The organism is Mahella australiensis 50-1 BON (assembly GCF_000213255.1).
Classification (GTDB): Bacteria; Bacillota; Clostridia; order Mahellales; family Mahellaceae; genus Mahella; species Mahella australiensis.
Window position 1 is genome coordinate 1263300 of record NC_015520.1, and the last position, 17743, is coordinate 1281042.

The 17743-nt window shown below is 42.2% G+C and carries 15 protein-coding genes; 12 read left to right on the top strand and 3 right to left on the bottom strand.

Annotation, left to right across the window (positions count from 1 at the left end):
• Nucleotides 1–80: 80 nt before the first annotated feature.
• From MAHAU_RS06025 to MAHAU_RS06070, 10 genes are all read left to right on the top strand, one after another.
• Complete coding sequence (locus tag MAHAU_RS06025) at nucleotides 81–2060, top strand: ABC transporter substrate-binding protein (RefSeq protein ID WP_013780836.1); 1980 nt, start codon at nucleotides 81–83, stop codon at nucleotides 2058–2060.
• A gap of 182 nt (nucleotides 2061–2242) precedes the next feature.
• Entirely contained in the window at nucleotides 2243–3799 is a 1557-nt protein-coding gene (locus MAHAU_RS06030) for an alkaline phosphatase family protein (protein ID WP_171804968.1), read from the top strand.
• Nucleotides 3800–3885: 86 nt separating this feature from the next.
• Nucleotides 3886–4875 carry a Gfo/Idh/MocA family protein gene (locus tag MAHAU_RS06035; protein ID WP_013780838.1) on the top strand — a complete coding sequence of 330 codons (990 nt, stop codon included), beginning with the start codon at nucleotides 3886–3888 and terminating at the stop codon, nucleotides 4873–4875.
• A gap of 29 nt (nucleotides 4876–4904) precedes the next feature.
• Nucleotides 4905–5705, top strand: coding sequence for a sugar phosphate isomerase/epimerase family protein (locus tag MAHAU_RS06040; RefSeq protein ID WP_013780839.1), 801 nt, complete (start codon nucleotides 4905–4907; stop codon nucleotides 5703–5705).
• Nucleotides 5706–5721: 16 nt separating this feature from the next.
• Nucleotides 5722–7146: a sulfatase family protein gene (locus MAHAU_RS06045; RefSeq protein WP_013780840.1), complete on the top strand. Its 1425-nt coding sequence runs from the start codon at nucleotides 5722–5724 to the stop codon at nucleotides 7144–7146.
• Nucleotides 7147–7151: 5 nt separating this feature from the next.
• On the top strand, nucleotides 7152–8150 hold the full coding sequence (locus MAHAU_RS06050; protein WP_013780841.1) for a Gfo/Idh/MocA family protein: 999 nt from the start codon (nucleotides 7152–7154) through the stop codon (nucleotides 8148–8150).
• 3 nt (nucleotides 8151–8153) lie between these two features.
• Nucleotides 8154–10112 (top strand): ABC transporter substrate-binding protein, encoded by a 1959-nt coding sequence (locus MAHAU_RS06055; RefSeq protein WP_013780842.1) that lies wholly within the window; start codon nucleotides 8154–8156, stop codon nucleotides 10110–10112.
• Between the two features lie 10 nt (nucleotides 10113–10122).
• On the top strand, nucleotides 10123–10995 hold the full coding sequence (locus MAHAU_RS06060) for an AraC family transcriptional regulator (RefSeq protein ID WP_013780843.1): 873 nt from the start codon (nucleotides 10123–10125) through the stop codon (nucleotides 10993–10995).
• A gap of 117 nt (nucleotides 10996–11112) precedes the next feature.
• The gene (locus MAHAU_RS06065; protein ID WP_041643899.1) at nucleotides 11113–11745 is read left to right on the top strand and encodes a hypothetical protein; all 633 of its coding nucleotides are present in this window, start codon (nucleotides 11113–11115) and stop codon (nucleotides 11743–11745) included.
• Nucleotides 11729–12190, top strand: a complete 462-nt coding sequence (locus MAHAU_RS06070; protein WP_041643901.1) for a uroporphyrinogen decarboxylase family protein — start codon at nucleotides 11729–11731, stop codon at nucleotides 12188–12190. Before MAHAU_RS06065 ends, MAHAU_RS06070 begins: the two co-directional genes overlap by 17 nt.
• A 24-nt stretch (nucleotides 12191–12214) precedes the next feature.
• On the opposite strand, the gene MAHAU_RS06075 is transcribed toward MAHAU_RS06070, so the two are convergent.
• Both MAHAU_RS06075 and MAHAU_RS06080 read right to left on the bottom strand, forming a co-directional pair.
• On the bottom strand, nucleotides 12215–13102 hold the full coding sequence (locus MAHAU_RS06075) for an AraC family transcriptional regulator (RefSeq protein ID WP_041643903.1): 888 nt from the start codon (nucleotides 13100–13102) through the stop codon (nucleotides 12215–12217).
• Nucleotides 13103–13287: 185 nt separating this feature from the next.
• The gene (locus tag MAHAU_RS06080; RefSeq protein ID WP_013780845.1) at nucleotides 13288–14775 is read right to left on the bottom strand and encodes a rhamnulokinase; all 1488 of its coding nucleotides are present in this window, start codon (nucleotides 14773–14775) and stop codon (nucleotides 13288–13290) included.
• 213 nt (nucleotides 14776–14988) lie between these two features.
• Here MAHAU_RS06080 and MAHAU_RS06085 point away from each other — a divergent pair, with 213 nt between their 5' ends.
• Entirely contained in the window at nucleotides 14989–16056 is a 1068-nt protein-coding gene (locus MAHAU_RS06085) for an efflux RND transporter periplasmic adaptor subunit (protein WP_013780846.1), read from the top strand.
• Between the two features lie 15 nt (nucleotides 16057–16071).
• Here MAHAU_RS06085 and MAHAU_RS06090 read toward each other — a convergent pair whose 3' ends face one another.
• Nucleotides 16072–16782 (bottom strand): glycerophosphodiester phosphodiesterase, encoded by a 711-nt coding sequence (locus MAHAU_RS06090; RefSeq protein ID WP_013780847.1) that lies wholly within the window; start codon nucleotides 16780–16782, stop codon nucleotides 16072–16074.
• A gap of 162 nt (nucleotides 16783–16944) precedes the next feature.
• On the opposite strand from MAHAU_RS06090, the gene MAHAU_RS06095 reads away from it, so the two are divergent.
• Nucleotides 16945–17727, top strand: coding sequence for a YesL family protein (locus tag MAHAU_RS06095; protein WP_013780848.1), 783 nt, complete (start codon nucleotides 16945–16947; stop codon nucleotides 17725–17727).
• The last annotated feature ends 16 nt before the right edge of the window (nucleotides 17728–17743 follow it).

The window sequence follows — 17743 nt, forward strand, 5'->3', positions numbered from 1 at the left end:
GAAAATCGGTATAATTTCTATTTTGGCAGTAAAAGGGCATGTGTAACGTATCAAAAATTAAAATTAGGAGGCAATTTTAAATGAGAAAGTTAAAGCTGTTTACAGTATGGATGTTAACTATAGCTTTGTTGTTGCCCATTATAATAACGAGTTGTGGTACTTCTACAAATGAAGATGGGGAACAATCTACTGAACAAACTGGCGAAGAGACAAAGGATCGGGGAAAAGAACAAGTTATGAGTGAATTCGAACAAACCCAAGGTATTCCTACAGAACTTAAAGAGGCTCCTATACTAGCTGATAAAGTAAAAACAGGTGACTTACCACCGATAGAAAAACGGTTACCTAAGGAGCCCAAAATAGCCAATGATATGCCAGCTAGCCAGATCAAGTATGAGATTGGTACCTATGGGGGCGTCCTAAGAACAGTTACGCATGAACAAGGATTTGATTCCACAGTATTTTGCATATTGAATGAACCGTTGTTAAATTCACCTGGATTGTTAGGGGAAGAGATAACTGGTAATGTTGTAAAAAACTACGAGGCTAGTAGTGACCAAAAAGAATTTACTTTTCATATGAGAGAGGGCTTAAAATGGTCTGATGGTCAACCGGTAACGACAGAAGATGTAAGGTTTGCAGTAGAGGATGTGCTATTTAATGCCAAGCTGACACCGGTTTTCCCGGCATGGTTAAGATCAGGAGGTAAAGTAGATGGTACGCCAATGAAATTGGAAATTTTGGATGATTATACTTTTAAGATAATATTCGATCAGCCCTATGGGGGTTTCCCCTTGACATTGTCTATAGAAGGTTGGAGAGGTTATACTGATATTTTGAAGCCAAAACATTTTTTGCAAAAATATCATGTAAAATATACTCCATTAGAACAGCTTGAGCCGGAAATCGAAAAAGCTGGTTTCCAAAAAAGCGATTGGGTTAGTCTCTTCAACAAAAAAGACGTACTTAATTGGGAGTCGGTAACACCCGATGCCATAGGTTTTCCAGTACTTAGTCCATGGATGCAGATAAAGGCTACAACTAGCACAGTAGAATATGAACGAAATCCTTATTACTTTGAGATAGATGAGAAAGGCAATCAATTACCATATATAGATAAGCTTAATACCACCTATGTACAAGACCTTCAAATGGTTATTATGAAAACGCTGGGTGGTGAAGTCGATCACTCCGGTGAATTAATCTCTTTGAATGACTTGCCGCTTCTTAAGGAAAATGAGGCTAATGGCGGTTACAAGATCTATATGCCAAATATGCATAGAACGGGTGCTGACATTATACTTAATTTCAACTATGATGATCCAGTTTGGAGAAAGGTTATCTATGACATACGTTTTAGAAAGGCTTTAAATCTGGCATTAGATAAAGACGAAATAGTGGATACAGTTTACTATGGCATGGCAAAACCGGCTGAAATACAAGGTACAGAGTGTGATATTAAAGAGGCTAATAAATTATTGGATGAAATGGGCATGAAAAAAGGATCAGATGGTTTACGTTTAGGACCAGGTGGAGAGAAATTCTCTATACCGCTTGATGTCCAACCATGGAGGCCGGATACTGTGCCCTTAACACAGTTAGTTGTTGAACAGTGGCGCGAATTGGGACTAGATGTTAGCATGAAACAGATTGATGCTAGTTTATGGAACACACGTGTAGCTGCTAATGAAATTAAAGCTACTGTGATAGGTACGCATGGTCCGGTATTAGGAGCTGGAAATCCAGATTGGGCTCAAAGTTATTGGGCGCCACTATGGAATATGTGGTGGGTGAGTAATGGGCAAAAAGGTGAAGAACCACCTCAAGACGTAAAAGACTTTTATCAATTGATCGAAGATATGCGTGGTGCGCCAGTTGAACAATCTATACAGTATAATGAAAAAATAAGGGCTGATATGAGAGATAATCTATGGTATTTTGTAGTTGCAGATAATATAAAACAACCTGTCGCTATAAATGCTAAAATACACAATTATACTGATAATGGATTTAACATAGCGCAATTTTTTGGTGCTGAAAGGTTATTTTATGGGAAATGAATAATCTACCAACTATATAAACACTAATTTCCGGGTATTGTATTTACATTCATACCCGAACTTTTTGATGACATTTCAAGAGTATGAACGTAGAGAAATTGATGATTGTATATCCTTCTTAGGTACTCGCAAAAACCAATCGGACATATGAGCCAAGTTAACAAAGCTGAAGGAGGATGCATATGATGAATATATTGTTTATTATGGCGGATCAATGGAGAGCTGACTGTTTGAGTTGTGCCGGTCACCCCGTTGTTAAGACACCATCTCTGGACAAATTAGCGCAAAAGGGTGTGCGTTTTGAATCCACTTATGTGCAATGGCCAGTATGTGGCCCCAGCCGTACGTGCTTATATACCGGCCGCTATATGCATGCGCATCGGTCTACGTGGAACGGCGTGCCGCTGCCGGAGGACGAACGCAGTATAGGGCATTATTTTACAAGTAATGGCTATGATGCCGTATTGATAGGTAAGGGACATTACAGCGCAGACGATGAGAGACTGCCTCAACTCATTCGGTGTGGCTTCGACCCTGAAAGGGACCGCTTGAATGACGGCGGTATGGATGTATTGGCTACCGAGGGCTGGGATTATGGTAAGTTCTTGATGAGCAAGGGATACATATCCGATGATCCCATAGATGATTTTGCCATGACTGTAAAAACGCCTCAAGGAGAAAACATATCTGCTTGGGATTTCAAAGCCTGTCCATATCCGTTGAGGGTGAAAGCCGAAGACAGCCCGCCGGCTTATCTTACCGATAAGGCTATGGAATTTATGCGCAGTCATGAGCAACGGCCATGGATAATGCATCTATCTTACACATACCCTCATTGGCCAATAGCTGCTCCAGCGCCATATAACGCTTTATATGACCCTGCTCAGGTACCTCGGCCATGCCGAAACCAAGATGAATTAAAGCACCCTATCATGGAGCCTTTTAGGAAGGAGCGGCGCAGTTTACCTTTCGACAACCGCTGGGTATGGCAACATATGCGCGCGACCTATTATGGCATGATGTCGCTGGTTGATATGCAATTAGGGCGGCTTTTCGACTATATGGAACAGCATGGTCTTATGGATAATACTATGATCGTATTTACATCGGATCACGGCGAATATCTAGGCGATCATTGGCTGTTTGAAAAGGAGTTGTTCTATGAACAAGCTGTGCGCGTGCCGTTGATAGTGTATTGTCCCGGTGGGGAATATGATGTTTCCCGAGGTAGCATAAATTATGATTTTGTTCAATCCATAGACCTTCTTCCATCCATGATGGAAGAAGCCGATATTCCTATTGATCATCGCATCCAAGGCAAGAGCCTGATGGGGCTTTTAAGGGGCCGGAAGCCCGAGGCGTGGCAGTCAGCGGTGTATGCCGATTGGGATTATGAGTTTTACCATACGGGGGAAGTCTTAGGTATACCGCCTGAGCGTCGCCGGGCATGGATGGTGAGGGATCATCGATTTAAGTACGTTCATTTTCTTGATTTACCCGATATGCTCTTCGATATGGAAAATGACTCCGAGGAATTGCATAACTTGGCTGATAACCCATTTTATAAAGGCGTTGTGGAAACATATAGGTTAAAACTGTTGGACTGGCGTATGAGTACCGAGGACCGTAGCCGGAGCGGCTGGTTTTATAACAAATACGGTGCTATTGGTGTTTCATTACCGTCCGATAAATTTGCTAACTATGGTCTATGGAAATCTGAAGACGGAAATATGCTATAATCATCGTTTTTGTACTATATGGTCCTCGGAGAAAGTGCTATTATAGTGATAGTGAATGAATATTAAAGATGTGGGGGTTTTATAAAATGGCATTAAAAGTCGGTATAGTTGGAATGGGCAATATCGGTAACGTGCATGCCGGCGTGTATATGAATAATCCCAAGGTGGAGTTGGTAGCCGTATGCGATATAATAAAAGAAAAGGCCGACGCTGCCGCGTCTAAGTATGGTGCCAAGGCCTTTTACAGTGTAAAAGAGATGCTGGATAGCGGTATACACCTGGATGCATGTAGTATGGCGACGGCCGGTGTGGAAAATGGCGGGGATCATTTTAAGCCGACTATGGAACTGCTTGAGGCCGGCATACCGGTACTAGGCGAAAAACCTATATCCAATAATATAGAAGACGCTGAAAAAATGGTGGCGTTGGCTAAAAGCAAAAAGGTCCCATATGGCGTTGATCTAAACCATCGTTTTACGCCGGCGGCGCGCGTAGCCAAGGAATGGATGAATAACGGCCGTTTGGGTAAAACTCATATCATAAACATGCGTATGTGGATAAATAATCCTAATGAATCGTCCCCATGGTTTCATATGCGCGCTCTTCATCCGCATTCGTTCGATGTTATGCGCTATTTCTGCGGCGATGTAAAGAGCGTAGCGGCTTTTATGATGAAAGGCGAGGGTCGGAATATCTGGTCTAATTGTCAGGTGTTACTTCAATTTGAAAACGATGTTGTGGGCAATCTGACCGGTAGTTACGATGCCGGCGGCAGCTATGGCCTTGAGCGCTGTGAAGTAGTAGGCTCAAAAGGGCGCTTTGTTCTGGAAGATGCTTGCGAGCATTTGCACTTTTATCCGCGCAATAGCATTGAGACCGAAACCTATGATTATCTGGGCGGTATGCGTTCTTTTAACGAAACATTCAAGGATAGAATAGGCGTTTGGATAGATCAGATCGAAGCCGGTGTTAGTTACGATAAAATCGATGGTTCAGGTGAAGAGGCATTAAAAGCACAACGTATAATTGAAGCGGCTATTCGTTCTTGGCAGACCCATAGTATCGTAGAACTTTAATTAATTAAGGAAGTTTGGGAGGGGCTAAAATGATAGAGTTGGGTGTAAACTCGGTGCTATTTGGAGGCTATGATTTCGCCACGGCCGCTAAGTATATAGCATTGGCAGGTTACGATGGCATAGAAATATCGGCGATAAAGGGCATGTGCGAGCACTTGGAGCTGGATCGGTGGCGTGAGCAGGCTGATAAGCTCAGAAATATCGTGGCTGAAAATGGTTTAAAGTTTCTGTCAATGGAAGTAGCCTCATTGGATGAGGATAGACTGACTAAGGCCTTTGAAGCCGGTGCTGAGATCGGTATTCCAATAGTAAATGTAGGTCCGGGTGGTAAAGCCGATGCAGATGGAGATTTGGAAAGACAAATCGATTTATTGGCTAAAATGTCCGAAAAAGCAGAAACATATGGCATCACCCTTTGTGTAAAGGCGCATGTGGGCTTAGCCATATATAATACGCCTACCACCTTAAAAGCTATGGATAGCATTCATTCGCCGGCTTTTGGCATCGACATGGATCCAAGTCATATTTACAGAGCCGGAGAAGATCCTGCTCAGGCGCTTATGCAAGTGATAGGCAGGGTTAAGCATATACATATACGCGATTGTTTAGGCCGCAATACCGGGCCGGGGATACCGGCTAATCAGGCTTGCGGACGAGGTGATATAGATCTGATGGCTTATTGCAAGGTTATGGTTGATAATGATTATTCCGGGCCGGTCTGCCTGGAAGTTATCGGGGCTAATGATTTGGAATTGCCTGAAGTGGTGGCTATCGCTGCGGAAAGCCGCGGATATCTGAACGCCTGCCTTAAGGCTTTAGGTGCCAGATAAGAGGAGGAACAAGGTCATGAGCAAGATGCCTAATTTGATTCTAATAGGTATAGACAGCTTACGGGCTGATCATATGAGCCTTTATGGTTATGATAGGCTTACTACACCGCATATGGACAAATTTGCTGCGGGCGGTGTGGTATTTGAACATACTTTCAGCCCTCATATCCCTACCACATCGGGCTATTCGTGTATGTTAACAGGCATGGATTGTTTTGGAACCAACGTGGTCGCCTTGAGACATAAAGGCGATATAGCCGAAGGAGTTCCGACACTGGCAGAGGTGTTGGGCGAAAATGGGTACAATACTACGTGTGTGGGCTTTAAGGGGAATCCGGCTTCACGAGGATTTCATAACTATCTGGAGTATGCCGGCTGGGGTTCTTACGCTGAGGGCAGAAGCCCTAAAGCTGAAAATCTCAATGAGGTAGCTATTCCCGAATTAAAACGCCTGGCTGGACAACATCAACCCTTTTTCCTCTTTTTGCGTCACATGGATCCCCATGCCCCTTATCTTCCGCCCAGTCCTTTTGAACGCATGTTCTACGGAGGGAATGAATACGATAAGGCCAATCAATCGCTTAAACCGGTTTACGAGTTTAAACCATTCCGCGATTTCTTTATGACGTGGTTCCCGCCTGGCTGTACCGATAAAGACTATATTATAGCCCAATACGACGGAGCAATAGCCTACATGGATGCCTGCATACAAAACATATTCGAAATAATAGAGGCTATGGGTATAGACGAAGAAACGTTGATCGTAATCACGGCCGATCATGGTGAAACTCTCTATGATCATGAATGTTGGTTTGATCATCATGGGCTTTATGATTGTACCCTCACAGTCCCGCTGATTTTACGGTATCCGGGAAAGGTCCCGGCGGCCAAACGATATGGCGATTATTGTCAGCTAAAAGATGTAATGCCTACAATTTTGGAGCTTATGGGTATAGATACCCAGATCAAATTCAATGGCAGTAGCTTGGCACCACTTATGAGAAATGAGCTGCGCGAGCCTGAGCCCGAGTTTTACATTACAGAGTGTACATGGATGCGCAAACACGGTTGGCGTACGCCAGAATGGAAATTTATTCACGCTTTGGAACCGGATTTTCATTTTAAGCCCGAGATAGAGCTTTATAATCTAATAAAGGATCCTGGAGAGAACCACAATATAGCCGAAGAAGAGCCCGAAGTAGTATCTTTGCTGGAGAACCGTATGCAGGCCTTTATTAAGAAGCGTGAGAGTGAAATCGGTCGTTCTAATCCTATGTATACTAACCTGGATTGGCATGGTTTGGGCTGTGGGCCTTTTAAGACCTCCCAACAGGCATATGATATGTTGCATATAGGGTCGCCGGAAGCGGCTCAGAAGATACAGGCCATGTTGGAAACTGAAGACAAAGAAAATAGCAATGTAGATAATATGGAGGGATAATAGATATGCTGCGTGTATGCGTTATAGGTATGGGCCCAATAGGCAATCTGCATGCTAATATCTATAAAGAGGATGCCTTGGCCCAATTGGTGGGTGTGTGCGATATCGTTCCTGAAAGAGCCGAATCAGCCGGCAAACGTTTAGGCGTGCCTTGGTTTACAGATGCCCAGGAAATGTTGGACGAATTAGCCCCTGACTTGTGCAGCGTGGCCACCGGCGGCTACGAGTACGGCAGCGACCATTATGAGCCTACCATACAGGCTCTGTCGGCCGGCTGCCATGTACTCTGTGAAAAACCCATATGCAATGAAATACCGAAGGCCGAGAGGATGGTGGCGTTGGCTAGAGAAAAGGGATTGTGTTTTGGTGTGGACTTCAATCATCGATTTACGCCCGCAGCCCGTTTAGCCAGAAAATGGGTGGATGATGGCAGGCTGGGTGAGCCGTTGTTTCTCAATATGGCCTTATGGATCGGAAAACCTCAGGACTTCGAATCACCGTACTTTCATCTCAAGGCGCTTAACCCACATTCCGTAGATACAATGCGCCACTTTTGCGGTGATATAACAAGAGTACAGTGTTTTGCAATGAAAGCGCCGGGCCGTACCATATGGTCGACGGCTTCTATAAACGTGCAGTTTAGGAATGGTGCAGTGGGTCATTTGACCAGCAGCTATGATATCAAACGCGGTCATCCCATGGAGCGCTGTGAGTTTGCTGGTACAAAGGGCCGTTTTGTATTGGATGATATGTGGCGAGAAGCGACGCTGTATCCGGCTGATAGCCTGGAAAAAACAGTATATACAAATCCGGTATTCGGAGGGTACAGGGATTTTGATGATACATTTAAGGCTCGCTTGCATCGGTTTTTAGAACAGGTGGGAGAGGGTACGAAACCTGAGGATATAGATGGCACCGGAGCTGATGGTTTGGCCGCTCAAAGGGTTATAGCGGCTGCTATTAAATCGCTGGATACTGGTGAGATAGTGAATGTGGAGGATTAAGAAATGAGGCATAGGATGCCATTATCGCGGTGTTTAATAGCAATGACCCTGCTCTTATCTATATTGCTGATGGCCTGTCAGAGTACAGATAACGGAGAAACATCGTCTGCTGATCAGCATACAAAAGGAGATACGGAACAAAGTGAAGCTGTATCGGCAGATGGTGAACAGGCACGCTTTAAAGAATCTCCTATATTGGCTGAGAAGGTAAAGGCCGGAGGGCTACACTCTATAGAGCAGAGATTACCTAAAGATCCCAAATTGACCAATGAACTTCCGCCTGATATACTAAAATATGAGATAGGCTCTTATGGTGGTACTCTGAGGACGGTCAGAACGGAACCTGAAAGCGACAATACCGTTTTTGTAGCTATGAATGAACCGTTGCTCAATACCCCTGGCTTATTGGGCCAGGAAATAACGCCTAATGTTTTGAAGGGTTATGAGGCAAGCAGCGACCAAAAGGAATTTACCTTTCATATGCGGGAAGGATTGAAATGGTCGGATGGCCAACCGGTTACCGTCAATGATGTAAAATTTGCCATCGAGGATGTTTTGTTCAACCAGGAATTGACACCTATTTTTCCAACATGGCTTAAGTCGGGAGGTAATATTTCCGGCATGCCGATGAAATTTAGTGTCATAGACGATTGCACATTTAAGATCCATTTTGATGAACCGTATGGCGGCTTTCCGCTACAATTAGCTGTGGAAGGGTGGCGCGGCTATACCGACCTTTTGAAACCAGAACATTTTTTAAAAAATTATCATATAAAGTATACGCCGTTAGAACAATTGGAGCCCAAAATCAAAGAAGCGGGATTTGCTAAAGATGATTGGGTTAGTTTATTCAACAAGGTTGACATAACCAATTGGGAGGTAACCACGCCTCAAGCCATCGGCTTTCCTGCGCTGACTCCATGGTTACTTACCGAAATAAACAAGGATACGTATATATATAAGCGTAACCCGTATTATTTTAAAGTGGATGCACGAGGCAATCAATTGCCATATATCGATGAGATAAGCAGCGTATTTGTGCAAAACCTGGAGATGGCTACCATGAAATTCCTGGGAGGCGAAGTGGATCACTCATATGAATTCGCTACGCCGGCTAAGTTGCCCCTTTATAAGGAAAATGAAAGCAAAGGCGGTTATAAAACCTATGTCAATACAAAGTTACACCGTACTGCCACAGATATATTCATTAACTTGACAAACGATGACCCTGTATGGAGGCAGGTGGTACAAGATGTGCGTTTCAGAAAAGCATTGAATTATGCTCTGGATAAAGAAGAAATCGCTGATAGCATATACTATGGATTGGCAGAGCCCGCTGATATAGAGGATACAACTTTTGATCTAGAAAAGGGCAAGAAACTTTTAGAGGAAATGGGTATGAAAAAAGGTTCGGATGGATTGCGCCTCGGACCGGATGGCAAGCGCTTTACCATTCATTTTGAGGTGGCGCCTCTTATGTCGGATACTGTCCCGTTTGCTCAGTTGGCCGTCGAGCAATTGAAACGATTGGATCTGGACGTATCTTTGAAAGTCATAGATTCATCCTTATGGGGCCAAAGAAATAGTGCCAATGAATTGCAGGCGACCGTAGCATTTGCACCGGGGCCGGTCATGTGGATGCGAGCTGAATGGGGCCAAGATAAATGGGCGCTGTTGTGGAATCGTTGGTGGATTAGTAATGGCAAGGAAGGGGAGGAACCGCCGGAAAACGTCAAAGAATTTTTCGAGATGATGGACGGCATTCGGGCTTTGCCGCCTGATCAAGCGCGGAAAAATGCCCAAGCTATGGCTGCTAATATGAAAGAGAATTTGTGGTATCTTATTTCAACACAAAATGTTATACAACCGGTTTGCGTGAACGCTAAAATAGCTAATTTTACCGATTCCGGTTTCGCTATAGCACAGAATTTCGCCGCCGAACAATGGTTTTTCAAGAAGTAATGAGGGGATAATGATGAATCATTTAAGCCAAGGGAATTTCTTCGATTCCAGATCCATACCTATATATGTAGATAGATACGTGCATAGTGAGGGCGTGGCCTCTCACTATCACGAATTCTATGAGCTAGTATATATGGAATCAGGTTTTTCACTGCATATAACCGATGGTCAAACAACTATACTGACATCGGGAGATGTGTTTGGCATTTATCCTGGGTGCCGACACGGCTATAAAAACCCGGTCCACGCAGTTATTTACAATTGCCTTTTTACAGAAGACGCTATTTCAGATGAATTGAAAAACATTCGAGGAGCGGATTGCTTGAGGGCGATCTTCAATAACCAAAGGGATACCGGTTGGAATAGGGTTCATTTGCAGCCAGGCATTAGGAGCGAGGTATCACAACTTATGCAGGCGATGGTCAAGGAAAACCATGATAAAGCATTAGGTTGGGAGATTAAGTTGAAGGGGCATCTGCTTGAGCTGCTGATAATATTGGTTCGAGAGTTTATCGAGCAAGACAAGAACAGTAAAAACGGCAAGTATTTTCTGACACCTGAGTTTTATAAATCGCTATCATATATCGAGGAAAATTATATGCGGCCATTGAGGTTGGAAGATATTGCATCGACCGTTGGCCTAAGCTCAGATTATTTTTCTAAGATATTCAAGAGCATGACCGGCCTAAGTCCTATGGAATACGTAAAGATATTTAAAATAGCCAAGGCATGCGAAATATTAGATTGTTCTAATCTTTCGGTTTCCAAAATAGCCGAGGATATAGGGTTTATCGACAACAATTACTTTTCTAGGGTTTTTAAGCAAGTAGTAGGGGATAGCCCTTCCCATTACAGAGAAACGATCCGTCAAAATTGCAGATGAGATAATTGATTAACCGTCCGCTATTGCGCGGGATTAAAGCGAGAAAAACATCCTATATATTTATCTATGAATTGGTGTATAATAAAACAGAATTATGCATGAATAGGGGGATAGCTCATGAACTCGATGACCAAAAAAGAGCGTGTTCTCAGAACAATAAACTTCCAGGAAACCGACAGGATACCTGTATACGACATAATAGACAATGATCATATACGGGAATACTATGGGGGCGAAACGATAACCGAGGAAAATGCCTGGCGTCTGGAATATACGGCTATACGCAACGCATTGGATATGACCCGCATGCTCTGCGTACCAAACTTTCATCCGGGCCATTGGACCGATGCGGATGGCTTCGTTCATTTTAACGATAGGTATACGTCGTGGGTAGAAAAAAGACCCTTTGATGATGTCGAAGGCTTGAAGAAATGGATAGAAAAGGATATAGATAGAAAAAATAATTGGCGGCCGGATAAGGCTTATGTTGAAGATTATAGGAGTTATATTACGAAGCATAAAGAAGGCATAGGCGATGATACCGTCATAATTATAGAAAGCGATGTAGGACTGGATTGGGTGCGAACCATGGCAGGTATAGAGTTGCTAAGTTATCTTATAGCAGATGACCCTGATTTGGTATCGGAGTGGCTGGAAGCTAATAACCAGGCTGAGATAAGGCGAGCCAAAGCCATAGCCGATCCTGATCTGGTTCCTATAATGCTTACTTATAATGCTTACTTACACTGATATAGCCTATAAAAACGGCCCTATATTCTCGCCGACATTTCTAAGAAAAGAGTTTTTCCCGAGGTTAAAGCGGCTTAATGATACATATCACGAAGCCGGTGTGAAGTGTCTATTCCATTCTGACGGTAATCTTATGCCCATTATGGACGATCTTGTGGCAGCTGGGATAGACGGTATAAACCCAATGGAGGTTATAGCCGGTATGAGCATAAAAGAGGTCAGGCAGCGTTATGGGCACAAGATATTTATAACTGGAGGCATAGATGTAAGCCAGCTAATGGCTTTTGGCACGCCGGAGGAGGTACGCCAGGCATGTGTACAGGCTATAGAGTATGCCGGAGGCATAGGATATTTTCTCGGGTCCACCACTGAGTTGCATCCCGATATACCTGCCGAGAATATATTAGCCATGGTTGAAGTAGCTCATACTTATAAAATTGGGTAAATGAGGGATTAGGGAAACTGGTCGCTATTGTGTAGGTTTTATATATTCTTTTACAACGCTTGGAGGATAGCCAATTCTTTGTTTAAAAAGCCTGGAAAAGTAATGGATATCAGAGAAACCTACTGCAGCGGATACTTGGGATATGCTCATGTCAGTGTACAAAAGCATATCAAGCGAACGGCGTATGCGCGTGTTTATGAGGTATTGGTGTAATGATACCCCGGTATGTATTACCATAATATGATTGAGATAATTTGGATTAAAATGAAAAATATCAGCTAGCTGTTTATTAGTGATGTCTTGATCGTAATGGATCTGTATATATTCTATTATTTCATTGACGAGGTGATTATCATTACGGCTATTCTTGTCTTCGGCGATAGTGTATCGTGCAACAATGCCAAGGAAGGCGAGAAAATAGCCGTCCAGGCAAGTTTGATTATAGCGGCGTTGATCCTCGTATTCCTTTACTATTGACATGATCAATGATCTCATACGGCTGCTATCTTGAAAGCTTACTTTATCCTTAAATCCGCCAAAGTCTAGGAATTGAATATTCTCAGTTATATTGTCCGTGCGGAAAGATGCCAAATCGAAAGGTCCTATAGGGTATAGTTTGTCCGTATGGTTTTTTGTAAAATCAAAATGTATGCCGGTTAACACAAATGGATTAGTGTTATCGGCTGTCATAGTATGGATGAGGCCTGGACTGTAGAAAAATAGATCGCCGGCCGAGGCCTCATATTCATTATCGCCTATTTTTATTAGACCGTGGCCGGAATGTACGTAAAGAAATTGATGATCGTATATCTTTCTCGGGCCCTCGCAAAAACCGATTGGACATACAAGCAGGTTAGCAAAGCGTACGTGCGGGTTTATGTCCTTGAAAGCCATACAGATTGTTTGAACCATTTTGCTCACCATTTCACTTTTAATTATAACAATGATTACAATATAGTACTGCAATATCGTATTTAACCGGTCGAAATTGAAGGAAAGGGTCTATGATGCTTGTTGATAAGCGAACAGTAGAGGAGAGCCCTCCATTCGTTGTGGTTATGTTGCGGGATGTGGCAAGGGAAATATATCAAGCTACTCTATACTCGATCATTAACAAGCATCTTATATTTTCCATATGCTTCATCCCATGAATCTGCATTTTGAGGCATATATTCATCGGTTGGAAATGAGCTCTTTATAACCTCTCGTGCTTCGCTTATATCATTTATCTCTCCTAATGCTATCGCCTGCGCCATCAAATTTCCTATAGCTGTGGCCTCTGCTGGTCCTGCTGTTACCGGAAGGTGCGTGGCGTCTGCTGTAAATTGACACAGCATTTTATCCTTGGTACCTCCACCTACAATATTTATCATATCTATATTGCGTTCAGATGTCTCTTCTATCTCTTCTATAGCTGAGCGATACTTTAGTGCCAGACTTTCCAAAACGCATCTTATTATCTCACCTTTATCCTGCGGTACATGTTGCCCAGTTCGCGAACAAAATAGTTGTACCTTTTCGGGCATATTGCCCGGGCTATAGAATATTTCGTCGTCAGGATCGATAAATGATAAGAACGCTTCAGCTCGTTGCGCTCGTTGCGTCAGTTGGTCATAGCTTTCTACCGTACCTTCTTTATCCCAGAAACGTTTGCATTCCTGTATGATCCAGAGACCTGCTATATTTTTAAGGAAGCGAAATGTACCGCCAATGCATCCTTCGTTGGTAAGGTTATACTCCAAAGCCCTTGGGTTCATAATAGGGCATTCGGTTTCTATGCCTATAAGCGACCATGTGCCACTGCTCAAGAAAGCTGCATTTTGGCTTTTATACGGCACAGCGGCAACAGCTGAGGCCGTATCGTGAGAGGCTACTGCTATGATCGGTACTTGTGTTATGAATAATTCTTCTGCTACGGCAGGCATTATCTTTCCTCGTATTGAAGCGGCTGGTGTCATAGGCGTAAAAATATGACGGGGTATGCCCATTGTGTCTATAACATCCCATGCCCACTCGTTTTGTAAAGGATTGTATAACTGCGTAGTAGATGCAATTGTAAATTCAGTGGCTTTCTCACCGCATAATAAAAAATCAAAAAGATCGGGCAAGAGCAGCATAGTTTGAGCTATTTCTAACACAGGAGAATCATTTAAAACCATTGAAAATAATTGGTAAATAGTATTAAATGGTTGGAACTGACTGCCTGTCTTTAAAAATAAACCTATTTTATCTATTCGTTTACATGCTTCTTCTATCATGCCATATGTACGCTTATCGCGATAATGGTAAGGGTTACTTAGCAGTTCATCGGATTTGTCTAACAAACCGAAGTCTACACCCCATGTATCTATACCTATGCCAGCTAAATCTGAATTACCGTGGGTAGCACATTTTAGTATACCTTGTTTTATTTCATGGAAGAGGCGCAATATGTCCCAATGCAATCCATCCGGAATCTGTACAGGATCATTTGGGAAACGATGTACTTCCTCCATTTGAAGGTCCCGACCATTAAACTTGCCTAATATACCACGCCCGTTACTGGCGCCAAAGTCAAAGGCCAATAATTTGAGTTCAGCGTTCATCTTACTACCCCTTTTATCTAATATTTTCATTAAAGATATTATAACAGACTTACAGACATTAAGCAACAAGATCAAAAAGAAATATTACAACAAATTGGGATACTGGTTGAGCATAAAAAATTAGCTTTTTATAGTTTCATTTTAAATAGGCGTATGATATAATAAACATTGTAATGGTCATATTTTATTTGGTGTTCTGTGGAGGTAAATAATATGTTGTTGCGCATTAAAATCGTATTCATTAAATGTTTATTTATATTTGCAATAGCTGTAATTACTATTATGAGTTTATCGGCATGTGCTTTACTCCCTCAAAAAAGCGAAGCTCTTGTTCCACCCCTTACAAAGCCTAAAGGAGAGCAGTATCAGACGGTGGAAGTAAAACGCGGAACTATTACCAACGATATAAAAGGTCAGGGAACTATTATTTCGGCCAAAAATTATCCATTGTATTTTAAGACAGATGGTCGATTGGAATCCATCGATGTCAATATGGGGGGACAAATAAAAAAAAGGCAGATTCTGGCACGCTTAGATATAGGTAATATCGATGAACAGATCGAATTAGCTAGATTGGATCTAGATAAAGCTGAATTGGATGTTGAACGTGCAAAAGAGGCATTGACTAATGCGAAAAAAACAGGTGATTCCGCGGCAATAAAGAACGCAGAGTATTCTTTAGAACAGGCACAATTAAATCTTAATTCTGTAGAGATTAATGTAGATAGACTGGAGGAACAGAGGCGGCAGGCTGAAATTATATCACCTATAGACGGGGTAATAACGTTTAAGGAAACTGTTAAAAAAGGCGATAACATACCGGCTTATAAAGTGATAATCCAAATAGCGGATCCGAATGATTTACAGGTAAGTTTTGATCCCGCTAATCTCGCTGATCCAATGATAATTAAACCTGGAATGAAAGTAAATCTTACTTTGGGCGGCAAGGTTATTGCTGGCGAGGTGATATCGTGCCCATATAGCGCTCCTTCATCCGGAGAGAATGCTGCAGCGATTGCACCGGTTATTATAAAAGCACCTGAGATGCCTAAGGAAGCCATAGTTGGGGATAGTATAACCATAAATATTATATTAGCTCAAAAAGAAGGCGCTTTAATAGTACCGAAGGAAACTGTGCGTACTTACATGAACAGGAATTACGTTGAGATATTGGATGGGAATACAAAAAAAGAAGTAGATGTTGAAACTGGCATCATTACATCAACAGAAATCGAGATTTTATCTGGCCTCAAAGAAGGGCAGCAGGTTATAATAAAATAGAAGCGAGCGCTCATCCTACAGTGGCTGAACGCTGCGCAGGATATCCAGTAGTTTTGCCGGATCATTGGTTATTATACCTGTCACTTTGGCATTTATCATATCGTTCATAATTATCGGATTATCTACTGTCCAAGGATATAGTTCTATGCCATAATATTGGCAGTTTCTAACCAGTGAAGGGGTTATATTGGTATAAAAAGGGTTCAGTGAGCGGGCTTTCAAACGAAGAGCCATCCACCATGGTTCCACTAAACCGCACTGGTATAAAAGGCCTATAGCTATGGCCGGTTCTATGCATTTCAAATTGCGCAGGCTGTAATGGTTGAAGGATGATACTAATGTCCTTTCTACCATATCGAACCGTCTTATCTCATCAGCGAGGCGTTGCTCGATATCGTCGTATGTAATCATGTTGGTTTTTATTTCTATATTTATAAAAAAATCCATATTCCCTATGAGACGAAATACTTCGGTTAATGTAGGTATTTTTTGCCCATAACCCATGTCTAGCTGTTTTAATTCTTCAAGTTTCATGTCACGTATGAGCATTTTGCCATCGGGGGAATTTACTGTTTCATCGTGGTGTACTACGAGATAACCGTCCTTACACATGTGGACGTCAAGTTCTATTCCATCGGCGCCTAACTCTATAGCCTTCTCAAAGGCCATTATTGTATTTTCGGGAGCGTGAACGGAATCGCCGCGATGAGCTATAACTTTAACCATATAATACATTCCCTTCAATATTGTAGTTAAGTATATTTTTCTTTTATTGTATCACATAGTTTATGAAATTGTGTTAAAGTTGCGTTAAATTTTGGAGTTGCATTATTGGTTCATAAGCGTTAAAATAATAATATAAATCCTATGGAAGCGGAGGTTTTATGGATGGCAGGGGGTTTTTTTAACAGGCTTTATTATGGCAATGATAAAAAACCTGATTTAACAAAAGAACAAGTAAGCGGTAGCAGATTTAAGCTGTTTTTTGATGTTCTAGGCGTGCGGTTTTGGAAACTGGTTCAGCTCAATTTGCTTTATCTCTTGTTTTGTATACCTATAATAACTATAGGGCCGGCTACAGCAGGTATGACATTAGTATTGAGAAACTGGGCCAGGGATGATCATTCGTGGGTATGGTCGGATTTCTGGGATGGTATGAAGTCTAATTTTTGGCAAGCATTGGCGGTATTTGGTATAGATGTACTAGCCGGGGTTATATTATGGGTGAATATACGGTTTTATAATGCGATGGGACAGACCAACCAGATATTTTTTATGGTAAAATATTTGGTATTGGGTATAGCTTTGATATTCGCCATGATGCATATATACATTTATCCAATGATGGTAACTTATAAGCTAAGGCTAAGGGATATGCTTAAAAACGCCTTTATATTTACAGCGGCTAAATTACCCCATACGATAGGTATATTTGCATTGTGCGTCGGATTGTTCATAGCCAGTATTTACCTTTATGTTTTGCCGCTGTTTATTATAACCTTTAGTTTGTGTGGGTTGATAGTAAACTCTTTCACCAATGCGGTATTTGATAAATATATTAACGTGCATTTGGATGATAGTGGCCATTACGTACCCATAGAGGACGAAAAAACAGATGAAGAACCAGTAGCTGATGAAAAGTCCCTTGAAAAGTCGGGTGTAAGAGCATAAGCTGAAATATTCTTAA

Excerpts from the sequence above, each read along its gene's own strand:
- MAHAU_RS06045 (WP_013780840.1), top strand. The coding sequence starts at position 5,722 with ATGAGCAAGATGCCTAATTTGATTCTAATAGGTATAGACAGCTTACGG.
- MAHAU_RS06050 (WP_013780841.1), top strand. The coding sequence starts at position 7,152 with ATGCTGCGTGTATGCGTTATAGGTATGGGCCCAATAGGCAATCTGCAT.
- MAHAU_RS06035 (WP_013780838.1), top strand. The coding sequence starts at position 3,886 with ATGGCATTAAAAGTCGGTATAGTTGGAATGGGCAATATCGGTAACGTG.
- MAHAU_RS06070 (WP_041643901.1), top strand. The coding sequence starts at position 11,729 with ATGCTTACTTACACTGATATAGCCTATAAAAACGGCCCTATATTCTCG.
- MAHAU_RS06095 (WP_013780848.1), top strand. The coding sequence starts at position 16,945 with ATGGCAGGGGGTTTTTTTAACAGGCTTTATTATGGCAATGATAAAAAA.
- MAHAU_RS06065 (WP_041643899.1), top strand. The coding sequence starts at position 11,113 with ATGAACTCGATGACCAAAAAAGAGCGTGTTCTCAGAACAATAAACTTC.
- MAHAU_RS06060 (WP_013780843.1), top strand. The coding sequence starts at position 10,123 with ATGATGAATCATTTAAGCCAAGGGAATTTCTTCGATTCCAGATCCATA.
- MAHAU_RS06090 (WP_013780847.1), bottom strand. The coding sequence starts at position 16,782 with ATGGTTAAAGTTATAGCTCATCGCGGCGATTCCGTTCACGCTCCCGAA.
- MAHAU_RS06040 (WP_013780839.1), top strand. The coding sequence starts at position 4,905 with ATGATAGAGTTGGGTGTAAACTCGGTGCTATTTGGAGGCTATGATTTC.
- MAHAU_RS06055 (WP_013780842.1), top strand. The coding sequence starts at position 8,154 with ATGAGGCATAGGATGCCATTATCGCGGTGTTTAATAGCAATGACCCTG.
- MAHAU_RS06080 (WP_013780845.1), bottom strand. The coding sequence starts at position 14,775 with ATGAACGCTGAACTCAAATTATTGGCCTTTGACTTTGGCGCCAGTAAC.
- MAHAU_RS06075 (WP_041643903.1), bottom strand. The coding sequence starts at position 13,102 with ATGGTTCAAACAATCTGTATGGCTTTCAAGGACATAAACCCGCACGTA.
- MAHAU_RS06025 (WP_013780836.1), top strand. The coding sequence starts at position 81 with ATGAGAAAGTTAAAGCTGTTTACAGTATGGATGTTAACTATAGCTTTG.
- MAHAU_RS06030 (WP_171804968.1), top strand. The coding sequence starts at position 2,243 with ATGATGAATATATTGTTTATTATGGCGGATCAATGGAGAGCTGACTGT.
- MAHAU_RS06085 (WP_013780846.1), top strand. The coding sequence starts at position 14,989 with ATGTTGTTGCGCATTAAAATCGTATTCATTAAATGTTTATTTATATTT.